The sequence below is a fragment of the Chitinophaga pinensis genome, from assembly GCF_007896845.1.
Taxonomy (GTDB): domain Bacteria; phylum Bacteroidota; class Bacteroidia; order Chitinophagales; family Chitinophagaceae; genus Chitinophaga; species Chitinophaga pinensis_C.
Genome location: NZ_VOHS01000008.1, coordinates 101172 through 125382 on the forward strand (window position 1 = coordinate 101172; position 24211 = coordinate 125382).

Genomic DNA, 24211 nt, shown 5'->3' on the forward strand with positions numbered 1-24211 from the left:
GTTTAATTTCCCGCTATTATAGCAATTACTCACTTTGGAGTATGTTTAAAGCCAAAAATCTTTCTCCGCAGAAACTGGCAGGTTTTACTGCCCTCATACTTTCAGCTATCATTACGCTGGGCACTTTGTTGATCAATGCTCCGTGGAAAATAGTCCTGATTGCTTTCTTACTGACGTTCCTCGTCTCTTATTACCTGTATCTGTATACGCTGCAGAACTTCATTTACAGGAAAATAAAACTCATCTATAAATTCATCTATCAGACTAAAGCGTCCAAGAGAGAAGAGTTCTTCAACAAGAACATCCTGCCTCTGAAAACGATCGAGGAAGTAAGTGAAGACGTAGAGAAATGGGCCAGCCAGAAAAAAGAGGAACTCGACAACCTCCGCCGTAATGAGGAATTCCGTAAAGAATTTCTGTTAAACCTCAGTCACGAGCTGAAGACGCCGATCTTCGCCGTACAGGGATATATACATACACTGCTGGATGGTGCACTGGAAGATCCGAATGTAAATAAGCTGTTCCTGAAGAACGCTACCAAAAATATCGACAGACTTTGCCGTCTGATAGACGATCTGGACGAAATATCCAAACTGGAAAGTGGTGAAATGACCATCAATGCGGAAAACTTCGTTATTCAGGACCTGATCAAGGATGTATTCGATACCCTGTCTCTCAAAGCCAACACCAAAGGCATCAAATTCAACGTGAAGAAAGGCTGTGAAGCCCCTATACACGTAATGGCCGATAAGGAAAAGGTAAGACAGGTACTGATCAATCTCGTAGACAACTCCATCAAATACGGCCGCACCGATGGCCATACAGTCGCCAGCATCTATGTAATGGATGACAAACGCGTACTGATAGAGATATCAGACGATGGTATTGGTATTGCAGAAGAACACCTTCCACGTGTATTCGAACGCTTCTACCGCACAGACAGAGCCCGTAGCCGCGATATCGGTGGTACTGGTCTCGGACTGGCTATCGTGAAACATATCATTGAAGCACACGGTCAGACCATCAACATCCGCAGTAAACCTGAAATAGGTTCTACTTTCGGTTTCACACTGGAATCAGGGGAATAAGCTTAGAAACGGTATTGTAACCTGCAGGTAAACACATTATCCGGCAGGTCTTCCGTATAACCGGCCAGTGAAGTCTCTTCATTCTTTACAATGTCGTAGTACAACATCACCTTCATATTTGGATTGAAGTAATGTACATATCCCAATCCAAGGGTATTGTAACGGATATCCGCGGCCGACATACCACTACCGGCTGCGCCGATCTCTTTTCCTTTTGCTTTCTTGTTTGGATCATACCAATCGTATTTTATCACGATCAGATCTCTCGGATTACCAAGGTTTTGCATATAATACAGGTAAGCACCGTCAAACTTGCGGATATACAAAGGCGAATTTACACCGCCACTGGCAGGAATGGTACCAGGGGTCTCTGAAGTAGCAGCGGTTGCCGTTTGTGTACCACGCAGGTATTCCATACGAAACTCGGTCGCTCCCTTCCCCTTCCCGTTCGGAATGCGCAACTGCATATCTGCTCCATAGTAATGCCTTGGAGCGATCTTTCCCATATTACTTGCTGTAGAATCAACGTAATAGGCAGGTTTGCCTGATTGCAGCCCTGTTCTGTATATATTTCTGGTAAACTGCTCCATCCCTCCATACAACATGGAAACAGCTGCTGATAAGCGCCAGTTACGGCTGTTCAGTTTTATTGGCTTTATCGCCCAGCGGGTAATGATGTCTTTATGACTGTCAAAATCGCTGGTGGCCGTAAGGCCCTGTCCATTAAACAGACCAACGTCTATTTTCATAAACTTCAGGGGATGATTGGGACGTCGGGGCTCAAAACTGACCATTGCCCCGATATCACGCTCCGTACGCATCAGGATCTGAGACATACGACCACGTTCGGGCGTCTCACGGTCTCCTGATGACAGGTTTACCTCATAACTGATCGGACGGGCAAACATACCCGCGGTCAGAGAAAATACATCCCATTTATTCTCGAAAATACGGCCGAAGAAATCGCGGATAAATACCCCTCTTTCTGTACCATCAAACTGGAAAGCAAATTGCACCACTGGCATATGGGCATCGTCATAACGCGCATAATCGAGACGAAAACGCCCACGACGCAGAGAAAACCTGTTATCTACCTCATCGGGAAAATTACCTGCGGCATAGCTATCTATCCCCTTATGTGTGGCATACTGGAACTGTGGCTGTATATAGCCACTAAAACGCACAGCATCATACTTCTGATAAAGTGAGAACATGCCTTTACCCACACTGGTGGTCGTATCGATCATGTCCATCAGAAACTGGCCCCGGGCAATACCGGAGCATAACAAAGGCAAGCAAATGATTGCCATATGTTTTAGTCGCATTCAGGAAAATTTGCGCAAAGCAACGGAAAAAGAATCTGATAACAAAAACTTAACAACCAAACGATGCTTCAGTTGTATGCCGGGTCCAAATAAAAAGGGCTGTCCCTTCGGCGGGACAGCCCTTACATATCATTACGCCCCGGGGGCCGGTATTTAAAACTGCAGATAAATAGGCATCATCGTCTCGGTAGACTTCACCTGAATCAGGATCCAGAAGAATAACACCATAATCGCAACGTTAGCAACAACAGGCACCCTTGCCAGTGACTGTTCTGTAAACACCTCAGCACGTTTGGGCAGGAAGTGCAGGATAAAGCCCAGCAACATTACCCAGAATACTGCTGTATAGCCATTATAAAGCTCCAGCCACACTTCAGGCTGAAAATCAAATGTTATCTGATGTAACAGGTTCCAGGCATCCTGGAAAGTACTTGCCTTAAAGAATACCCAACAGAAGCAGACAAAATGGAAAGTGATGATAACTCCACCTATTTTCATGAGATTCCCCAGCCAGCCGCTTGTACCACCACCGCGTTTCTTCACCCAGTCCAGACGTACCTTATCTACCGCCAGCGCACCTCCATGCATCGCTCCCCAGAAAATGAAATTCCAGTTCGCACCATGCCAGAAACCACCGATCAGCATGGTCAGTCCAAGATTGATATACTGACGGAACTTCCCTTTACGGTTACCGCCCAGAGGAATGTACAGATAGTCTCTCAACCAGGAAGACAGCGAAATATGCCAGCGACGCCAGAACTCTGTAATGTTGGAACTCTGGTAAGGAGAATCAAAGTTGGCCGGGATCTTAAAGCCTGTCCAGCGGGCAATGCCTATTGCGATATCGGAATAACCTGAAAAGTCACAGTAGATGATCAGCGCGTACCCATATACCCCCAGCAGACATTCCAGACCGGTGTGTTTGGATGGATCATCGAAAATATATTGTACGAAGTTCTGATGGATGAAGTCTGAGATCACCATTTTCTTAAACAGACCTGCCATAATCAGGTACATCCCCTTTCCGATATCTTCTGAAGTCAGTTCATACGGTTTAGATATCTGCGGAATAAAGTCATGTGCCCTTACAATCGGTCCCATCATCAATTTTGGGAAAAATGACAGGAAGAAAAGGTAATCCATGAAATTGTCAACCGGTTTAAACTCCTTCCTGTATACATCAACCGTATAACTGAGGTTCTCAAATGTATAGAAGGAAATACCGATTGGAAGCATCAGCTTCAGCAAAGGAATATCACCATTGGATACCTGATTGACGATACCAATAAAGAAGTCTGTATACTTGAAATAAAACAACAATCCGAGGTTCAGTACGATACTAAGTATCAGCAGGCCCTTTCGCTTCCGGTCGTCTTCTGACTCGTAGATCCTTCGGGATAGATTAAAGTCAACGATCGCGGAAAGAATGACAAGCCCTACGAATATGCCGCAGGCTTTATAAAAGAAGTAAAGTGAAAAGAAGGTGAATACGGCAACTCTTCCCTCCTTACTCCATGATACCGCAAGGTAACAGAGTAAAAAAGTGACAAAGTAAAACAGGAAAAAAGTGCTGTTTAACAGTAATGGATCATCTTTATGGTACAGTAGGATATCCAGCAGCTTATTAACATCGATCATTCAGCGATATTTTTATGAGTCTTTTCTACTTTTAAATATTTGTCATAGCTGTTCCGCAATGCCTCGTACAGCAATTTACCCTGCAACTGATACCCACGGGCGTTAAAGTGAACATGGTCACCTGCCCAGGCGCCGGCAAAAGCTTTTGTCATCGTTTTATTGACAGCATTGAAGTTCCAGCAGGCCAGTCCGTTCTCCCGGCAATAACTCATCATTTGCTGTGTAACGACTGCTATATAAGGATTCGGATAATATGCAATACGATAATATGTCTTGTATTTCTTACCGACCTTCTTCCGGTAAGCTTTTTTGCTGACGCGCTTACACTCAGGTGGTGTAGTCATCACGATACAGGCATTGGGCTGGTATTTCCGGATCATCTTCACGGCATCATCCATCTGTGTGCGGAATGCCTGTGCGTTTAATGCGCCATAAGCTTCATTTGTACCCAAAGAAATGACAACAAGCTGTGGCTGCATCACCTCCATTTCAGAGACGAGGGTGTTATTGTTATCATTATAGTGCTGGAACATCGCCCCGTTAATCCCTACAGCACTATATAACACACCATTATGCCCGTTCTGGAGCAGTGCGCCGTAAAAGCGGAATGGCTGTGTATTCTGACGGTCCCATCTTACCTGAAAGGACTGTACAGCTTCGGGAAAGGTAACAGAAGCTTTTCTCAGCGTTGTACCCGCACCTTCAAATGGCGTAGCGGATATATCAACGCCTGCTCCCGGAATAGTCACCGGCGCATCATTTGTGCCTGCATCATAGAAGAGTTCTGCCTGACGGATATTGTTATCCATTTTTTCATCCTCCTCCCGGCCATTGTAGGCCAATGCGGGTGCTTCATTTCTGGAAGTGAGTACAATAGCGCCCGGTCCCAGTATGTCGGTAGACTTATTTCTGTCAATGATCTTATCAACGTCCCATCTGCCGGTACTGTTCCAACGATAGTCTGAAGGACCATTTGTATTGGCCAGGTTATAGGGGAATACCCATCCCCGGCCTGCGCTTCCAAAATCCTGTTGCAGGAAGAAAGCAGTAGTAAACGGAAAGAAGCCTGCCTGTATATGGGAATCTCCCAGATGCAGAACAGATACAACGTTGCTATCAGCGTGGTGCAGTGCCTTGAAGAAACGGAACAGTGCCGTATCCTGGGCAATAGTATTGCTCTGCCCCGCAACGACGCTGCTAATGGTAGTCAACACTCCTGTAAATAAACTGATAATTCCTTTCTTACTGGCGTTCCAGCTGCTTATATTCATCCATCATCGCTTTATACAGCAGCGCCCCTACTCTGGCCGCTCCCTGTCGGTTAAAATGCGTGTAGTCCTTATTGGCCAACACCGTGTCACCTTCTACCCAACGGATCATGGAGTTGTGTCCACCCATTGCAGCATACAGGTTCCAGTAGGCAGCGCCGTGTCCCTTTGCAAGCTCATGCTGTACTTTGAGTAACGCCGTTACGCCCGGTGCGGTTACATAATTTCCACTTTTCTTGTATGATTTATCGGCTGTACTTATTACGAGGAAAGAAGCGTTAGGCAGGTCATTACGCAGTGAATCCAGTACCTTTTTCATCGGGTTGCCATACCATGAATAATCGGTCAGCTCTGGTTTCCATAATACGTTAGCCCCATAGTGCAGCACAATCAGATCATAAGGATGTTCTGACTGCATCTGCTGTAACAGTTTACCAGACAGTTTTCCCAACTCAATACCGCTGATACCGCGGAAAGAGTAGTTGTCCACATAAACACCGGTATCTCCTTCAAAACAAACGCCATATAAAGGAGCTGCGCTACCGCCGGCCCATTTGATGGTCACCTCTTTTGAGTTAGCAGAATCCACGTGCAGCGACAGTCTGTTTACTGCCTGACGACCAGATAATGAATATGCCTTATTATTAACGGAAATATTGCCGGAAGAGGATGGTCCATATAACAAGCTGACCTGCTCAAATTTACTCAGACCGCGTTTCTTTACAGACTGGTATTTGATCCAGCTGGATTCTCCCGGTACAAAAGTATGTCCGGATATACCCAGAGGCAGACTGGCTGGTGGCAATTGTTTATAGCTATAATCTTTCCAGTCTTTAGAAAATGTATGTGTGATGGTAGTTCTGAAACCGGCGACCACTGAAGTTACCGGTACAAAGCCAACGCCTTGTCCACCAAACAGTCTTTGCAGACTGTCCCTCAGATCTTCTGTGATCAGGTCGCCCTCAATCATAGAATCACCAAAGTAAGCGATACGCACCTTCTTTCTTTTTTTGGCTTTCAGTTCATCCAATGCCACAAGGAAATGTTCCAGCCCGGCTGTGACAGTGCTGTCACTTCCAGTTGGCGGATGATAATTCAGAATACCCGTATAGGTAGCGAAGTTATGCAGGTGATCAGGATCGGGGATAGCTGCCAGTGCCGTTGAATCTACAGCGTCTGTTACAACTGTATCTGTAGTACCAGTAACGGGTACTGTAGCATAGGTAGTAGTATCAATTTCTTCTGAAGGGGGTACAGGGGCGTCCTTTCTGACGTCGGCCAACAAGTCCACGGGACGGGTTGTAAAATTCAGGATAGAAAAGCTGTTATTGAAAAGTGACAAAGCCACTAAACACACTAAAGTCCCCGCGGTAATGTAGAAAGGATAGGCAGATTTATTATTGCCGGACATAGCTGCTGAATCTGATTGTTCGTATAAAAACTACAAACTATAAATTAACTCCCCGTATATGCCATTTGCTCATCCAGTTTGTACAATTTATAGCGACTGATCATGCTTGTAACTCTCTTCACCCATTCATGACCTGCGGAAGAGTATCCAGCATGATTCATGTGTTTGAGCCAGAGTTTGTATTCAGTGTTTCCTTTCAGGGAAGGGAACCACTTCTTTTTGCTCACCATATTCGCAAAGTAGTCAAATGACGCTTCTGCGCTGGCGAACTCTTTATATCTGGAGCGGTAGGCCACTCCTTTCTGTTTATGAAGGGTGTTACGTCCGACAATCCCAAAATGGTTGTGCAAGTACTTTGCATTCTTACTGGTCCCCATTCCCGACTCAAGCATAGCCACGCCCATTATCACACTTGCCGGTATACCCGTTTCATTCATAATACGGATAGCAGTAGGCTTGTACTTCTTCACATAGTTAGTTACCGAACGTTGTGAAAAAGCCGAATTGCCTATCAGCAAAAGTATACCCAGCATTGCACAAAACCATCCCCTGCTGAACATTTTCTTAGATGTCATGGCAGAATTGTTTTTTGTTTTGGCAATATAGTTGAAATATTTGTACAATATGACTATAACTTGTTAAAATTTAATAATCTATTCTAAATTAAATTCCTGTCGTTTAGGGGCTACTCTTTCCTTAGCACCAATCCCCCTTAACACCGTTTTATCAGCATCAAGGGGGATTCAGTTCTTTGTGCCACCCACTTAGTCAAATTCCGTGCCAGTCTATTTCACCAGGCTGATCTTAAGCTCATTCAACTGAGCCTGATCAATCGCGCTCGGCGCGTCCAGCATCACGTCACGGCCGGAATTATTCTTAGGGAATGCTATAAAGTCACGTATTGTTTCACTTCCACCCAGCAGCGAGCACAGGCGGTCAAAGCCGAATGCGATACCTCCATGTGGTGGTGCACCATATTCAAATGCACCCAGCAGGAAGCCAAATTTATGGTTTGCCTCCTCAGGGCTCATACCCAGCGCTGCAAACATTTTTTCCTGCAGGTCACGCTGGAATATACGGATGGAACCACCTCCCACTTCTGTACCGTTCAGCACGATATCATACGCATTTGCCTTGATGTCTGCATACTTGGACAGGTCATTCATCCATTCTATATGCTCCGGTTTTGGAGAGGTAAATGGATGGTGACGGGCTACCCAGCGGTTTTCCTCTTCAGCATATTCAAACAGCGGGAAATCGATCACCCACAATGGCTTAAATACATTCTTGTCTCTCAGTCCCAGACGTTCGCCCATTTCCAGACGCAATTCACTCATCGCTTTACGGGTGCGCTCCTCTTTTCCTGCCAGTACCAGGATCAAATCACCCGGTTGTGCCTGACATTTCTCCGCCCAGCCCTTCAGTTTCTCTTCATCAAAGAACTTATCTACAGAACTTTTTATTGTTCCATCTGCATTATATCTCGCATAAATCAGACCACTCATACCGATCTGAGGACGTTTTACCCACTCAGTCAGCTCATCCAGCTGCTTACGGGTGTACTCGGCACAACCTTTTGCACAGATCGCTACTACCAGCTCAGCCTCATCAAATACTTTGAAGTTGGCGCCTTTAGCAGTATCGTTCATGTTCACCAGCTTCATGTCAAAACGGATGTCCGGTTTGTCATTACCATAAAACTCCATAGCGTCATCCCATGTCATACGTGGGAAAGCGCCATCAAAGCTGATACCCTTGATTTCCATGAAGATGTGTTTCATCATGTTTTCAAAAGTCTGCAGGATGTCTTCCTGATCAACGAAGCTCATTTCACAGTCAATCTGTGTGAACTCCGGCTGACGGTCAGCACGTAAGTCCTCGTCACGGAAACATTTCACAATCTGGTAGTATCTGTCATAACCGCTCACCATCAGCAACTGCTTGAAGGTCTGCGGAGACTGTGGCAGCGCATAGAACTCATTAGGGTTCATACGGCTTGGTACCACGAAGTCACGGGCGCCTTCTGGTGTAGACTTAATCAGGAAAGGGGTTTCAATATCCATAAAACCTCTGCTGTCCAGATAGTTACGCGCTGATCTGTTCACACGGTAACGCAGTTCAAGGTTCTGCTTTACGATGTTACGACGCAGGTCAAGGTAACGGTATTTCATACGCAGCTCGTCTCCACCATCAGTATCATCCTGTACAGTGAAAGGAGGCGTTTTAGCTGCATTCAGTATTGTAAACTCACTTATCGTGATTTCGATATCTCCGGTAGGAATATTTGGGTTTTTATTAGAACGCTCAGTTACAGTACCTTTTGCCTGTAAAACGAACTCACGGCCCAGCGGCTGTGCGTCCAGCTGATCATTGAAAGACTCTCCGAACAGCAGCTGCGTAATGCCATAACGGTCACGCAGATCGACAAATGTGATACTTCCGAATTTCCTGATTGTCTGTATCCAGCCAGACAACGATACCTGTGTGCCCTGATGCTCGAGTCGTAGTTCGCCGCAAGTGTGCGTTCTGTACATATAATTATATTATAAAGTTCAACTTTTTGTTTTCCGGGGGGTCGAGGCCCAAACGGTGGGCAAAGATACAGTTTGCCGCCAGCATTTCTACCCCTTATACCTGTTAAAAAACCGTTTAATGTCTGTATCCGGCCGTAGCGGCTCTTTTTGCAGGATATGCGCTACAAATTCCGCTGCCATAGCAGGTGCAAGGGACGAACCCTTGGTACCAAGCCCGTTAAATATACCTAAAACAGGCGATTCCGGGTGTAGCCCCATCATAGGACGGCGGTCCGTTCCTGAGGGACGTACCGCAGCCACATGATCCAATACCTCATAAGGCACTTTCAATAATTGCTGCAGCCCTTTTTCCAGATACTCCCGCTTATCTGCTGTAGGCGCTTCATCCGGGAAGTCCCAGGCAAAGGTTGATCCTACCCAATAGGTATCTTCTCCCTGAGGTACCAGTGACACACTTCTTTTTACAATATCAGCTGTAGAAAAACCGGGTACCCTTATATTCAAAACCTCACCTTTATTCAGCAGGAACGGGATATAGTTAAACCAGGGGTTATTGACAATCGCTGCGCCTTCGCAGAAGATCAGGTAGCGGGCGCTGATATCACCATAGGTGACACCTGTAGCATTTACTTCCAGCCGGGAGAGCCCGAATCTTTCCTGCAACAGACTATTACGGCTTTTCAGGTAGATCCTCCACGCAGGTAATAACCCACTGAGACGGACAGTGCCACCTTTTACAATAGCAGCGCCAAAAGGCTGGTCCAGCCATGGCGCATATCGGGCAATCCGCTCTTCTGACGGATCTTCCATATAAGATAGTCCGGCCGTCCGCTCCATAAACGCCTGTTTCAGCTGTTCGGAAGGCAGTACATTATAAATATCCCTTTCGTGGAAAATAGCTATGCCCAACAGGGCTTCCAGGTCACGGTAGACTTTTACCGCTATCGGATATATTGCATCATACTCCCATGCAATGGTAAACCGGCGGCCGGATACAGGGTTAACCACTCCTGCCGCTACGCGTGATGCACTATTGGGTTTATACTCATCCACGACAAGCACTGACTGCCCCGCCTGCATCAGCGTATAACTCAGTATAGTACCGGCAATGCCTTGCCCTATGATCAGAAAATCTACTTTCATTTGGGCTGCAAAATACAACCCTTTCCGGCTATTCCGCCCGCAGGCTCTTTACAGGGTTCATCAGTGCCGCCTTTACTGACTGGAAGCTGATCGTCAACAAAGAGATCAGCACTGCCGCCAGCCCCGCCAACAGAAATACCCACCAATGTATGGCCACCCGGTAAGCATATTGCTGTAACCAGACCGACATAGCCCACCATGCGAAAGGAAACGCTACCACACAAGAGATCAATACCAGCTTCAGGAACTCTCCGGAAAGTAAAGTGGTGATTCCTGTAACACTGGCGCCCAGCACTTTCCTGATACCAATCTCTCTCGTTCTACGCTCGGCAGTATAAGCCGCAAGTCCAAACAATCCAAGACAGGAGATGATCAGCGCCAATATCGCAAATACACGGGACAAACGGTTGACCAGCATTTCTGACTGAAACATGTTGTTGAACTGATCATCTACGAATGTATATTCAAAGGGATAAGCCGGATTCGCAGCTGTCATGATCTTCCCTATAGCAGTAATAGCCTTTTCCGGCGCTACGGAAGACTTCAGACGCAGATACATCACATTAGCGGCCTCCGGCATATTGTAAAATAACACCGGATCAGAGGTGCCATACATATTACCATACACATAATCTTTCACTACTCCTGTTACCGTCAGGAACATAGAAGGTGCGTCATCCATTGGCATTTCTATCGTCTTCCCGATAGCACTACCTGTTCCCATTTTTTTTGCCAGCGAGGCAGTAATAACGACGGACTGTTTATCTGTGCTTCCTTCATTAAAATCTTTCCCCTCTATCAGCTGCATTCCCATTGTATTAAAAAATCCCGGACTAGCCAGTCTTGTTGACACAATCAGTTCACTGTTTTCAGGCTTTCCCTGCCAGGTAAGCGAACTGGTATTATTACCATCATACAATGTGGGATGATCTGAAAGACCAATATTCTCCACTACACCTGTCCCTAATAACTCCTGCCTGACGGCTGCATAATTATGCACGATATTACCCTTCAGGTCTATACTGATCAGCCGCTCTTTCTGAAAACCGATATCACGGCTCTTCACATGATGTATCTGCTGATAGATCACAACCGTACAGACGGTTAAAATGATCGACACAGAAAACTGCAATACGACCAGCCCTCTCCTGATAAAGCCGGCACCGCCAACCTTCAGGTTCATTCCTTTCAATACACTTACAGGATTGAAAGATGAAAGGTATAATGCCGGGTAACTCCCAGCGATCAATCCACATAATAGCGTCACTGCAAGCAATGCTATCAGATGCACAGGATTATTAAGTCCGATATTCAGCGTTTTACCTACCAGCGGACCGGCAACGGGCAATATGAGTGCAAGCAGTACAATTGCCAGTACACAACCCATGGCGGCCATCAGGATCGCTTCGCCAATGAACTGCATCACCAGCCCTTTCTTATCGGCCCCCATCACCTTACGCACACCTACTTCTCTTGCACGCTTTTCACTACGGGCTGTGGCAAGGTTCATAAAATTGATACAGGCGATTAACAGAATGATCCACGCCAGCAGGGAGAACATCCTGACATAGGTAATACGTCCACCTGCAGGTTTACCATTGTCAAAATTGCCATGCAACCGCCAGTCATTCATATTGAAGAGAAACAGACGGTTGCTGGCCCCCTCCGATTTTCGTTGTATGAAGGAATAAAGTTGTTTATTGATGGCAGCGATATCTGCATGCGGACTTAATTCAACAAATGTCAGCGGAGAGCTATTCGCCCATACAGACAATGAAACTTTATTCTGTTGAAAAAACAGATCGAATGAAGCCACCCATTCAAAACGAAAAGAGCTGTTTTCCGGTTGATCTTTCATTACTCCGCTTACCAGAAACTCCTGTTTATTATCCACTTTCACCCGCTTCCCTACAATATTCTTATCGTCACCAAAGATCTTTCTGGCCGCCTGCTGTGAAACGACAATGGAATATGGTTCTTTAAACGCCGTAGCCGGATTCCCTTCTGTAAAGGGAATGGTGAACATAGAAAAGAATGCTGCGTCTACATATCTGCCACTTGCATATACAGGTTTATCACCGGTATTAAAAAGGAAAGAAGGTGAGAAATCCGTCATCCGGCAACTGTTTACAATACCCGATATCTCTTCGCGGATAGCCGGACCAGCCAATCCGGGAGTAGAACCAAACGTCCGGATGTCGCCGGCATAGTCGGCGTTTGTCATTACCTCATACAGGCTATCCCTCTTAAGATGCACATTATCATAATTCAGCTCATCTTCTACCCAGAGGAAGATGACGCCGGCGCATGCAATACCCATAGCCAGTCCGAATATATTCAGGAAGCTGAAGGTTTTGTTTTTCCAGAGGCTGCGAAATGTGGCTTTCAGGTAACTTTTGAACATTTTGCTCGTTTTTATATGATAGCTGTCAGGAAGGGGCTCCAAAAGAATGCCACGCAAAATACTCCTGAATATCAATAGATTAAAAACCATCTATTGTCCGGTTTCGATACAAACATGTCCGGTTCCAAAAAAAAGAGCGGATGGTTGCCCATCCGCTCTCCTTATCTGACAAAGGTATGTGTTACTCAGTCACTTTCACTCTGATACCTTCGCTGTGTGCGCTGAACTCAGGTGCATACATACACTGTGCAGTGCTGATACCATTGCTGAAGTTACCCTGATGTGTTACAAACAAAGTATATTCAAACACATAGGTACCTTTTGGCAAACTGCTGAAGAAGAAATTAGTACTTGCATCTTTTGTGCTTTCGTAATAGCTCACACCATTCTGCCATTTACTGTCACTGATCACATTTTCCGGCTCAAAGCAGGCAGCACGCATATCTTTCAGATGCACGTATTCCATGTCGCGGTCTACACGCATTACCACGCGTACTTTTACTTTGTTACCCACTTTCAGGCTGTTGCCATCTTCAATGGCTGTTAACACCGCGCCATTTGCTGTATTCTTTTCAATGAATAACTGTTTCTCCAGTTTCAGAGGCGTTTCAGCACCCGTGATTTTATCCAGCTGTTCAAAATACTGCCAGTAAGCGGCTCCCCATGAAGGTTGTCCTTTACTGCCTTTCACAGTCACTGCGATGTTACCCATAGCAGGTTTCACTTCAGTTGTATTGAGTTGCTTTTTAAAGTATCCGGTGCCTGCTTCCGTTTTTTCTGTCGTACTGCTTACAGTCGTGTTACCTGCTTTGATGCTTACTTCCGGTGTTGCTTCCAGCCAGTTGCTACCACCCAGCAGCATGGCATAACATGCGTCTGCCGTTGCTTTGGTTGTGTTCCAGCTATTGGTCTGTTTATTTTTCAGCAACCATGTTTTCATATCACCAATCGCTACTGAATCGTTGTTTACCTCTTTGAAGGCGGCGATCAGCATAGACTGTGTTTCAACCGGTGCTTCATACCACCAGTAACCACCGCGCATTTCCTTCCATGTCATACCTGTTTCAGGATTATTGATAGCGCGTTCTTTCAGGGAACGGACAATATCCATTGCCGTTTTACTATCTCCGCTTCTGTTAAATACAAATGCGAGCATCGCCTGTTGATAGATACTGAATTTCGTCCAGTACTTCTTCGCCTGTGTGATATAATACTGGTAGGATTCTCTGAATTCAGCAGACAGGGGTTGCTGGTCTTTCAGCAGGCTACGTGTATACAGATAATGTGTTTCGATATAACCGATCTGCTGTGCGTTCATATCCGCTTTAGACTGTTTCAGTCTGTGATAGCTTTCATCGGTTACTTTATCTGCATAGTGGATACCATTGGAAAGAATATCATCTGCATCTTCCAGCTCTTTCTCACCCAATGCACCCACTTCACGTAAACGGCCTAAACCGGCAAGGATGTATTGTGTGATATAACGGTCTTCCCACATGCCATTAAACCATGGGAATGCACCGCTGCTCAGCTGACGTTCCTTTAACTGTTCGATCGCTCTGTGTTGCTCACTGCTCATTCGCTGCAGATCAAACAGCAAGGCGATACGTTTCTTCTGCTCTGCTTCATTCTTTGCTTCCAGTACCCATGGTGTTTCCTGCAACAATACCGATTTCAGTTCTTCATTTTTCTGCAGGTTACTCTGCAATGCTGAAGTATCCGTTGTACGCCATTTTTCGAACATGCTTTTTACACCCGGCATTGCATTCGCGATATGCGTAGCAAGTGTGTTTGCATAGTATCTGTTGAAGATCTGTTCAGAACATTCATAAGGATATTCCATCAGGTAAGGCAGTGCCTGTACGGCATACCATGCCGGGTTTGATGTAAATTCCAGTGTAAAAGTATGTTGCTGTAAGGTCTCAGATTCTCCGCTCTTCAGCAGCTTAGGCATTGAGAAATTACGGGTACCATCGCCACGCATAGAAAGTGGTAATGTCTCAGTTACCAGCATGGTGTTTGTCAATACGGGCAATGCGTTTTCTTCGCCATCGCTGTATTTACCCGCCAATGCTACTACACGGTATACTAATGAACTATTAAAGTTGAATGGAATCTGTACCGGGAAATTTACAGCCGTGCTTTGTCCTTTCTCAACAGTGAAATGTTGTGTAGGGAATATATTCTGGAACCAGCCATCTACCGGTTGCATAGTCGTTGCATCCAGCAGTTCCAGTCTGGCTTCACCATGTAAAGTGCTATCTGCCAGATTGCTGATCTTCGCGGAGAATTCGATCTTATCGCCTTCACGCATAAAACGTGGTGCATTCGGCTGTACCATCAATGGTTTCTGCGTAACAATGCTTGTTTCAGCAGTACCGAATGCCGCATCTTTTGTATGCGCGAGTGACAGGAATTTCCAACGGGTCAATGCTTCCGGCACAGTGAATTCGAAAGTGATATTGCCGTCTTTATCTGTGCGCAGATCAGGCAGGAAGAACGCGGTTTCGTTGAAGTTTTTGCGCGGCTGTACTTTTACTTCTTCTTTAACAGCTTTAGCGCCATATCCAACTACAACAGATTCATCAAGCAAACCCGGATCGATGCCATTAGCATCTCCTTCCACTGTTTTAAACGATTTTGCGCCATTAGCACCCATAAGCATTGCTTGTTCCTTTGCTGGCGCTGCCGGAGCCGGTACCGCCATTGCACTTTCTGCGGCGACAACACCTGCTACTCTACCAGCAAGCGCCCGTTTCATCACCCTTCTTCTTTCCTGCTGATATCCGACTATGCTAATCTCTTGCTGTGTCGCATTTTTATCCTGCAGCAATACATAGGCGCCTGACAAATACCAGTCAAACCAGTCAATATCATCATAAGAGAATGGCGTAGCGGATGGTCTTGCTTTCTCCCTGATATCATCACGCAACATGGAATGTGCCGCCTGAAAGTTATCTGCAGCTGTCCAGTATCTGAAAGCATCCAGATAAGGATTCAATGACGGTGCTGTCCAGCTCTGCATCCGGAATTCATCCAATGATGCATCATACATGGAAGCCAGCATCTCTGCTGCTACCTGCTCCCCTTTATAACCTTTGATCTTTACCTGCCACTTTTCTTTCTCTCCCGGTTGCAGTTTGTCGCGATGTGAAGCTATAGTGATATCCAGATCTTTGTTGGTCCATGGCACACTCACTGTTTCTGCCACTGTATACAGTCTGTTATCTTTTACAAACGCATACTGGAATACTACATTACCTCTGTCACTTTCCTGTGCAGTGTAGTCTTTGTTTTCAATACTGCTATTGATAGCAAAGCTGCTAAACAGTTCTTTCTTGTCAGGATGTTGTGATAATTCTAATACGTATACATCTTTTGCAGATGAACCAATGCGCAACTGTCTCTTTTCTCCGGGTTCAATACTTTTGATATCGCTGTATTTCCATACATATACCGGATAGGATGGTTTCTTCGCTTCCGGATCTATCACTTCAAACACCTGCTTCTGCGTTACTTCTTCGCCGTATTTGTCTTTCGTACTTACTTTCAGTTCGTACCAGCCAGCGGCTAATTTCTGCTTATCCAATGCTACTCTTGACTGCGCACTGGTAGTGGCTGATTGTGTCAGCACAGCACTTTCTCTCGCCCAGCTTTCCTTTTCATTTTCATCTCTGTAGATATCATGCGGAAACAGTTTTTCGTATTCCACCTGTGGGATGATAAATTGATCAGGTTTGTCCCAGTATCTGCTTCTCAACAGACGTGCGGAAGGTTTTACCGGACTAACAGTTATTGCTACATTCGCTGATTCGAAATTGCCATTGAGATTCTGTGTAACGATGCTGACAGAATCGAGGTCTTTTGCCTGTACCCTGTCTGCCAGATTAATCCTTACTTCCAATGCCTGATATCCTGCATTCACCGTCTGATCTCCGCTATGTGTTTCACCATTGAGATCTGTTACTGTCGCAGATACTTCATAGGTAAAGATCGGTTTCAGTGAAGCTGGTATTTTCAGATCAGGTAATGCAGGAAACGTCACATTGAATGTACCATCTGCACCAGTTTTTGCTTCTCCGTGTGCAATCTCAAGGGAAGCGCTCTGATAAGGCATTCTCCACATCATCCATGGATAAGGGAAACGTGCTCTTCTTACTACCCTGTATTCTACCTTTGCACCATCGATATTATTACCAGCGTAGGCCAGTGCTTTTGCTGTAACTTTTACAGAATCATTCACGCGATATGTACCACGTACCGGCTCAAATTCTACATAGAATTTAGGCCGTTTGTATTCTTCAACATTGAAGGTCGTGTAACCTTCTCCACCAGCTTCCTGAATGTGGAATTCACCATTCAGGCGACCGGTTGGCAATGTGAATTTACCAGCATAAGTACCAAATTCTCCTGTAGTAACTTTGATGCTGTCTACCAGTTCTCCGTTCACATCATACAACTGCACGGTAGTATGCAGATCAGTTACCATGCGACTGCCTTTCTCTTTTTTAGCTAATACAATCCCTTTGAAATACAGCGTTTGTCCCGGACGATAGATAGCTCTGTCTGTAAACAGGAAACTACTATGCTGATCCTTCATTTCATCGGACTCCTGCTGGTATTTATAACTGTATACGTATTTGTGATTGTCTATAAACAGATCGTCATTTCCATTGATCCATTGCAGTCTTACATTCTCACGGTTGTTCTCCCACTTCACATCCATTGAGCCATCCTTTCCTGCGGTGTAAGTCTGAGACAGGGTTATTTTTTCTTTATTCCCTGAATTGGTCTGCGCCCATATTTTCAGTTTGGTGCCTGGCAATGGCTGGCCCGTCTGACGATGGAGCGCGTAGTATCTGTTAATGATATCACTTTCATTATACTCATGCAGTACGTAACTAATGTTAGAAACATGCACAAACTGTACTGCCAGCATGTTTTCTTTCAATGAGAATTCTTTCCTGACACTGGCCACGATCATGTACATACCTAATGGCAGTGCATCTATTTTGATCTCGGCGGAATGTGAGCGGTAATCATCCGTTCCTGTCAGTCCCTGCTCCCAGGTCTTAACAGGCTGCTTTTCCAGCATCAGGCGCCAGTAACGGTTTGTCGTATCCCGATAGTCATTCTGTGCAGCACGCAATGCGGCACGAAAATCTTCATCAATACGTACAGCTCTCAGATAGATCTTATCGGTGTTACGATAGGTCACTAGTGTACGGAAAGGCTGATCCGGAAGATTTACCAATTCCGTTTGCAACTGCAATTGTTTCCTGTTGATGTTTGCCAGCAGGTCACCGCAATTAGCGCTACCGACTGAACCGGGGGCCAGTTTAACGCCTTTTTCACACAATTCTTTTGCTTTCTTAGATGCCTCAGACGGTGTCATTCCGTCTATATTAGCAGCATCTTTTTGATTGCTTTGTGTATAATAATAGCTGGCGAGTTGTGCGAGCACCTGTGTTACTTCCTTTTCACCGGCATAGGCCTGTTCCTGCGATTTGAGCAGAGCCAGATAAGCCGCATCTTTTTCAGGCATTACAGACACCTGATTCACACAGGCTGTTCTTTCAAGATCCAGATTCAGCAGGGATGTTTTTTCTTTCGCATGCAGGCGCATCAGGTCCTGTAATAACAGGAGTGCTTTATATTGCAGGGAGACTGTATCGGTCGTAACGAATGCATGCTGCATAAAAACGGCCGCCGGGGCAAATGCAGCCGGATCTGTCACTTCGAATTGATTCTCCGGACTGGTCACCAGACTCTCACCTGATTTATAATAATCCAGCGCACGGTGTGCAAGCAGGTCATACAGGGTAGGCCGCAGTTTACGGGTACCGCCTACACCTTCTTTTATGATATCGTCGTATTTGCTGATATCTGTCTTTTTCAGTACTTCCACATCTTTGAGAGAGGCAGCATAGGCGGCCGCAATTTCACGATGCAGACGGGCTTCGCTCCAGGTAGATACATCCATAGAAGTATCCCCCTGTACGTCTGTGCGGTTGTACAATTCATACCTGTTATTCTGTAGGTATCTCATAAGCGACTCTGCCTGTATACTTTTCAGTATAGCACGGGAGGCAGGGGAAAACGACTGGGTTTTCCAGCGGGCCACCTGTCCATTCGCAGCGATACCGTCTTCTACTTCAGCTGCATACCTGATTCTGTAGATGTACGCTTTAAGTAACTGAGATTCATGCTGTTGTTTTGAGGCATTTTCAGCAATGGCGTCCAGTTCCTGCAGGGCCGATTTAAATAGATTCTTGTCATTTAACTCTTTTACCTTCTTCCAGTGCGAGTCATAGTTGAACTGTGCCATAGCGGTTGTACAGCTTAGGATTAATAAAATAAAAGCAATTCCGATTAAACGCATGTGGGATAGCATTTGATATTCAGTTTGTCTCCGGAACAGGATGCAATTTCTGCTCCTATTCCACAGGGTTCCATTGTAAAAGTCAATAAAAATATGTTGGGGCGAAAAAAAAATCCTCCCACGGATCAAACCGAGGGAGGATTAATATTGCATAATCTATTGATTATTACGCTTTAACAGCTTTCAGTACTTCTGCCATTGTCTTACCAATGTTAGCAGGGCTTTCTACTACGTGAACACCACATTCTGCCATGATCTTCATCTTAGCAGCTGCTGTATCGTCAGCACCACCGATGATAGCACCAGCGTGGCCCATACGACGGCCCGGAGGCGCAGTCTGACCAGCGATGAAACCAACTACTGGTTTAGTACCGTTTTCTTTGATCCATTTTGCTGCATCAGCTTCCATGCTACCACCGATCTCACCGATCATGATGATACCAACAGTTTCAGGATCGTTCATCAGCAGTTCAACCGCATCTTTGGTTGGTGTACCAATGATAGGGTCTCCACCGATACCGATAGCGGTAGATACACCCAGACCAGCTTTAACTACCTGATCAGCAGCTTCATATGTTAAAGTACCGGATTTAGATACGATACCGATGTTACCTTTCTTGAAAATAAAACCAGGCATGATACCTACTTTAGCCTCTTCCGCAGTGATTACACCAGGGCAGTTAGGTCCGATCAGGCGGCTGTTACGGCCAACCAGAAAGTTTTTAGCTCTGATCATGTCCTGTACAGGAATACCTTCAGTGATACAAACGATCAGTGCGATACCCGCTTCAGCAGCTTCCATGATAGCATCTGCAGCGAAGCCCGGTGGAACGAAAATGATAGAAACATCAGCGCCTGTTGCTTTTACTGCATCGTCTACGGTGTTGAATACCGGACGATCCAGATGTTTACTGCCGCCTTTGCCTGGCGTAACGCCACCTACTACCTGCGTACCGTATTCGATCATCTGTGTGGCATGGAAAGTGCCCTCTGTACCGGTAAAGCCCTGTACAATCACTTTGCTATTCTTATTAACTAAAACACTCATCGCGCTTGGTTTATTGTTTTATAATAGATATCGGCAAAATTAAAGTCCTAATGCCAAATTCCAAATCAATCTTTTTTTAACTTATTCCGCCAATCCTGACTCTGGAACATTTCCATCTGCCGCATTTCTTTCGCATCGCGGAGGAAGTCGGATGCAAAGATAAAGTCATTCAGCTTCTCATCTTTACTGAAAATGATATCTTTATTACTTCCTTCCCACTGCTTGCGCCCTTTATACATATATACGATATGGTCACCGCTTTCCATTACGGTATTCATATCGTGGGTATTGATCACCGTCGTAATATTATACTCCAGTGTTAATTCTTTGATCAGCTTGTCTATCAGGAGAGATGTCTGCGGATCCAGTCCGGAATTGGGCTCATCGCAGAATAAGTACTTAGGATTCAACACGATAGCTCTTGCAATACCTACCCTTTTCTTCATACCGCCACTGATCTCCGCGGGGTATTTCTTAGCGGCATCTTTCAGCTGTACCCTCTCCAGACACTCCATAACACGGTTTCTTTTCTCTTTCTGGCTGCCTTTTCCGAACATTTCCAGAGGAAACATCACGTTTTCCTCCACAGTCATACTGTCAAACAGGGCCGATCCCTGAAACAGCATACCGATCTGCTGGCGGACTTCCTTCTTCTCATGCTCGGTCATATTAGTAAAATCCCTGTTATCGTAGAGTATTTTACCTTCATCTACCGGCATCAGCCCTACCATACATTTCATCATGACCGTCTTTCCACTACCACTGCTCCCAATAATCAGATTCACTTTACCGGTCTCCATCACGGCAGAAACATCCGGCAGAATGATCTTATCACCAAAGCCCTTCTTAATATTAACCAATTCAATCATAAACAATTACGAATTAGAATCCGAACTACAAAACGCTGAATAATGCCTTTCTTTCCGTCTGTAATGGGCGAATTTCTTTATAATAGGAGTGCTGCCAGCAGGTAATCCATGAATAATATAAGGACACAGGTCACAACCACTGCACTTGTACTGGCTTTACCGATCTCTAAGGCTCCCCCCTGCACATTATAACCATAATATGAGGGTACGCTGGCTATAATAAAGGCAAACACGAAGGCCTTAAACAGGGCGAAAAAGATATTATACGCCCTGAAGTCCTGTCTGAGACCCTGCCAGTATTGTTCTGCTGAAAGGATGCCTCCCAGCTCTCCCGCCTTCTGGCCACCCCAGATACCGAGGAAACCTGCAATAGCGATGAGACAAGGTATCATAATGATAGCTGCCAGAATCTTAGGCATGATCAGGTATCCCTTCGTATTGATACCCATGATTTCCTGTGCATCAATCTGTTCAGACACACGCATATTGCCCAGTTCAGAGGCAATCTTGGAACCTACCACACCCGCCAGTACGATACAGGTCAGAGTAGGTGCAAATTCAAGTATGATGGTATCTCTTACTATCTGTGCAATCGTTGATTTGGGTATAACAGGGCTTACCAGCTGATAAGCAATCTGCAGGGTGGTTACCCCTCCCATGAACATCGAAATAATCAGTACAATACCTAATGATCCGATACCGATATCCACACATTGGCGCATAAACTCCTTCCAGAACATACGCATATTTTCCGGACGGGAAAACATGCCCTTGAGCATAAGCAGGTAGCTTCCGAAATGATGAAAGAATCTAAATTCCATAACTGGCCAAAGATAGGGAAAAATAGTTGGGACTACATAGCCCCCGGCGGGTTCCGGCTATTTAAGACTTTTCACCAGCAGGCGCTTCAGACTACGTTCAATGATCTCACCCATTGTCTTACAACGTGAAAAGACAGTATCGTCATAGTACTCTGCCAGTTCATGCCCCAGCTGACTTATTTTTTCCGGGAAAGATACCCGGTCAGTCATAATTACATCTCTCAGGTCCTTTATGCGATGCCGTTGGGTCTTGATCCTCCGGGCAATGACCGAACGTTCTTCCTGCTGATACTGCTTTACCACCTCTGCATTCAGGTGCTTCATTGCCAGTTCAACAAATATTCTGTTTTCCTTAAAAAACTGCGGCATATACAAAGTACGCTTGCCTTCATAGAACTGCTGGTCAAAATCGATCGCCCTGATACGGAACTGTACATCGTCAAAGTCCTGCGTAATGTCAAATACGAAATTATAAGAACGCATATCTCCCAACAATCGTACAAAACAACGCTCATTGAATTTGACGAATTCCTTGGCAATACGCTTAGGGTTAAACTCCGGCCGGTTCATATAATGCAGAATAAACTGATCGCCGGGTACACCGGCAATATGCTCTTCAATCAGCGTATTTCCATCAACGATAAAATTGATCCAGTAAGGCGATAAGATATGTTCCAGCTCCAGTCCATAAATACGGGAAGCATCTGCCACTTTTATATAGAAGTAATCATACACGTCATTATACGTGTTTCGTATCCTGATACGGAATGGATGGGAATTGCCAAATGTGCAGAAATCAATACGCTCCACTTCCAGATGTTCCTCCGCAGTAAAATCACCTCCTGCCTTCAAAATAGAGTACACCCTCTTCAAACCCGCATGTAACTGGCCCTGCATACTCTGCGGATAAAAAACAGACTCCCAAAGGGTGTCTTTTCCTTCTTTATCGTATACCGGAATGCTGTTATCAAAATAACGCATCTCTTCATAAGAGACAGGTAGTTTCACCTCCCGCTCGTATAATTTAAGATAGCCTCTGAATGAAGGATTCAGAGGAAAAAAAGCCTTCTTTTTTGATATATGCTGCAAAATAATCAGGAATTAGCAATTAGGAATCAGGATCGGGTAAGGCATAAAGCATCACACAGTTCCCAAACTTTTTATTAAGTTAATAACTTAATACCGTTATTAATTCCTATTCAGGACATTAATACAGAAATTCCTAATTGTTAATTCCTGACGCTTATTTGAAATTACTTCTTCCCGTCGCAACATTTATGCTGTGCATCCACCACGGCAATATTCACCATGTTCACAATAGAACGAACGGTGCTGCCCAATTGAAGGATATGCACAGGTTTCTTCATACCTAACAATACCGGACCGATAGCGTCAAAGCCCGCTACTTCCTGCAGCAGGTTATATGCAATGTTACCTGCCGCCAGATTCGGGAAGATCAAGGTATTGACTTCCTGTCCCAGTAATTCGCTGAATGGATAACTATCCTTCAGGATCTCCTGATTGAAGGCCATCGCCGCCTGAATCTCACCATCCACGATCAGGGTTGGATCTTTCTGTTTTACGATATCACGCGCTCTTGCTACCAGTTGTGCTTCCGCTGTACCGCTGGAACCAAAGCTGGAATAAGATAGCATCGCGATACGTGGCGTGATGTTGAATTGTCTTACTTCATTCGCCACCAGCAGAGTAATTTCTGCCAGTTCTTCCGCTGTAGGGTTGAAGTTCACCGTAGTGTCCCCGAGGAACAGCGGGCCGCGTTTAGTATTGATGATATACATACCAGCCACACGTTTTGCATTCGGCTCCATACCGATTACGTGCAATGCCGGACGAATAGTATCAGGGTAATTACGTGTCAGACCGGAGATCAGCGCATCTGCCTCTCCTGTTTCTACCAGCATACAACCAAAGTAGTTACGCTCACGCATTACTTTCTTCGCTTCATACTGATTAAATCCTTTACGCTGACGTTTTTTGAAGAAGAGCTCACCAAAGTGATGACGCTTTTCACTCATTTCATCACTCTTAGGATCGATGATCACCGTGTCATCCAGTTCGATACCATTTTCTGCTGCCAGATTACGGATACGCAGTTCATTACCCAACAGGATCGGATACGCAATCCCTTCTTCTCTTACTACCTGCGAAGCTTTCAGTACTTTCAGGTTGTCCGCTTCTGCGAATACTACCTTACGTGGGTCCTGACGGGCTTTGGTACCAATCACGCGGAACAACTGGTTGTCCAGTCCCAGACGTTTG

General features: G+C 45.3%; 15 protein-coding genes. 1 reads left to right on the forward strand and 14 read right to left on the reverse strand.

Annotation, left to right across the window (positions count from 1 at the left end; translation table 11 throughout):
- Positions 1-41: 41 nt before the first annotated feature.
- The gene (locus FEF09_RS10645) at positions 42-1088 is read left to right on the forward strand and encodes a sensor histidine kinase (RefSeq protein WP_186774283.1); all 1047 of its coding nucleotides are present in this window, start codon (positions 42-44) and stop codon (positions 1086-1088) included.
- A gap of 2 nt (positions 1089-1090) precedes the next feature.
- Here FEF09_RS10645 and FEF09_RS10650 read toward each other — a convergent pair whose 3' ends face one another.
- From FEF09_RS10650 to FEF09_RS34715, 14 genes are all read right to left on the reverse strand, one after another.
- Positions 1091-2398 (reverse strand): porin, encoded by a 1308-nt coding sequence (locus FEF09_RS10650; protein WP_186774284.1) that lies wholly within the window; start codon positions 2396-2398, stop codon positions 1091-1093.
- 168 nt (positions 2399-2566) lie between these two features.
- The gene (locus FEF09_RS10655) at positions 2567-4051 is read right to left on the reverse strand and encodes an MBOAT family O-acyltransferase (protein ID WP_146305093.1); all 1485 of its coding nucleotides are present in this window, start codon (positions 4049-4051) and stop codon (positions 2567-2569) included.
- Positions 4048-5322 carry a GDSL-type esterase/lipase family protein gene (locus tag FEF09_RS10660; protein WP_146305094.1) on the reverse strand — a complete coding sequence of 425 codons (1275 nt, stop codon included), beginning with the start codon at positions 5320-5322 and terminating at the stop codon, positions 4048-4050. Before FEF09_RS10660 ends, FEF09_RS10655 begins: the two co-directional genes overlap by 4 nt.
- A complete protein-coding gene (locus FEF09_RS10665) occupies positions 5294-6610 on the reverse strand; it encodes a hypothetical protein (protein ID WP_146305095.1) in 1317 nt (438 codons plus the stop codon). Before FEF09_RS10665 ends, FEF09_RS10660 begins: the two co-directional genes overlap by 29 nt.
- Positions 6611-6774: 164 nt before the next feature.
- Complete coding sequence (locus tag FEF09_RS10670; protein ID WP_146305096.1) at positions 6775-7305, reverse strand: glucosaminidase domain-containing protein; 531 nt, start codon at positions 7303-7305, stop codon at positions 6775-6777.
- Positions 7306-7515: 210 nt separating this feature from the next.
- Positions 7516-9264, reverse strand: a complete 1749-nt coding sequence (gene aspS / locus FEF09_RS10675) for an aspartate--tRNA ligase (protein WP_146305097.1) — start codon at positions 9262-9264, stop codon at positions 7516-7518.
- 87 nt (positions 9265-9351) lie between these two features.
- A complete protein-coding gene (locus FEF09_RS10680; RefSeq protein ID WP_146305098.1) occupies positions 9352-10407 on the reverse strand; it encodes an NAD(P)/FAD-dependent oxidoreductase in 1056 nt (351 codons plus the stop codon).
- 28 nt (positions 10408-10435) lie between these two features.
- Complete coding sequence (locus FEF09_RS10685) at positions 10436-12811, reverse strand: ABC transporter permease (RefSeq protein WP_146305099.1); 2376 nt, start codon at positions 12809-12811, stop codon at positions 10436-10438.
- Positions 12812-12992: 181 nt separating this feature from the next.
- A complete protein-coding gene (locus FEF09_RS10690) occupies positions 12993-19139 on the reverse strand; it encodes an alpha-2-macroglobulin family protein (protein WP_186774285.1) in 6147 nt (2048 codons plus the stop codon).
- Positions 19140-19359: 220 nt separating this feature from the next.
- The gene (sucD, locus tag FEF09_RS10695) at positions 19360-20241 is read right to left on the reverse strand and encodes a succinate--CoA ligase subunit alpha (protein WP_012788887.1); all 882 of its coding nucleotides are present in this window, start codon (positions 20239-20241) and stop codon (positions 19360-19362) included.
- Positions 20242-20306: 65 nt separating this feature from the next.
- The gene (locus tag FEF09_RS10700; RefSeq protein WP_146305101.1) at positions 20307-21110 is read right to left on the reverse strand and encodes an ABC transporter ATP-binding protein; all 804 of its coding nucleotides are present in this window, start codon (positions 21108-21110) and stop codon (positions 20307-20309) included.
- Between the two features lie 77 nt (positions 21111-21187).
- Positions 21188-21931 carry an MlaE family ABC transporter permease gene (locus FEF09_RS10705; RefSeq protein ID WP_146305102.1) on the reverse strand — a complete coding sequence of 248 codons (744 nt, stop codon included), beginning with the start codon at positions 21929-21931 and terminating at the stop codon, positions 21188-21190.
- 57 nt (positions 21932-21988) lie between these two features.
- A complete protein-coding gene (locus tag FEF09_RS10710; RefSeq protein WP_146305103.1) occupies positions 21989-23020 on the reverse strand; it encodes a hypothetical protein in 1032 nt (343 codons plus the stop codon).
- Positions 23021-23184: 164 nt separating this feature from the next.
- Positions 23185-24177 (reverse strand): phosphate acyltransferase, encoded by a 993-nt coding sequence (locus FEF09_RS34715; RefSeq protein ID WP_409994854.1) that lies wholly within the window; start codon positions 24175-24177, stop codon positions 23185-23187.
- Between the last annotated feature and the right edge of the window lie 34 nt (positions 24178-24211).

Excerpts from the sequence above, each read along its gene's own strand:
- FEF09_RS10645 (WP_186774283.1), top strand. The coding sequence starts at position 42 with ATGTTTAAAGCCAAAAATCTTTCTCCGCAGAAACTGGCAGGTTTTACT.
- sucD (WP_012788887.1), bottom strand. The coding sequence starts at position 20,241 with ATGAGTGTTTTAGTTAATAAGAATAGCAAAGTGATTGTACAGGGCTTT.
- aspS (WP_146305097.1), bottom strand. The coding sequence starts at position 9,264 with ATGTACAGAACGCACACTTGCGGCGAACTACGACTCGAGCATCAGGGC.
- FEF09_RS10700 (WP_146305101.1), bottom strand. The coding sequence starts at position 21,110 with ATGATTGAATTGGTTAATATTAAGAAGGGCTTTGGTGATAAGATCATT.
- FEF09_RS10690 (WP_186774285.1), bottom strand. The coding sequence starts at position 19,139 with ATGGCACAGTTCAACTATGACTCGCACTGGAAGAAGGTAAAAGAGTTA.
- FEF09_RS10660 (WP_146305094.1), bottom strand. The coding sequence starts at position 5,322 with ATGAATATAAGCAGCTGGAACGCCAGTAAGAAAGGAATTATCAGTTTA.
- FEF09_RS10705 (WP_146305102.1), bottom strand. The coding sequence starts at position 21,931 with ATGGAATTTAGATTCTTTCATCATTTCGGAAGCTACCTGCTTATGCTC.
- FEF09_RS10650 (WP_186774284.1), bottom strand. The coding sequence starts at position 2,398 with ATGGCAATCATTTGCTTGCCTTTGTTATGCTCCGGTATTGCCCGGGGC.
- FEF09_RS10685 (WP_146305099.1), bottom strand. The coding sequence starts at position 12,811 with ATGTTCAAAAGTTACCTGAAAGCCACATTTCGCAGCCTCTGGAAAAAC.
- FEF09_RS10655 (WP_146305093.1), bottom strand. The coding sequence starts at position 4,051 with ATGATCGATGTTAATAAGCTGCTGGATATCCTACTGTACCATAAAGAT.
- FEF09_RS10670 (WP_146305096.1), bottom strand. The coding sequence starts at position 7,305 with ATGACATCTAAGAAAATGTTCAGCAGGGGATGGTTTTGTGCAATGCTG.
- FEF09_RS10680 (WP_146305098.1), bottom strand. The coding sequence starts at position 10,407 with ATGAAAGTAGATTTTCTGATCATAGGGCAAGGCATTGCCGGTACTATA.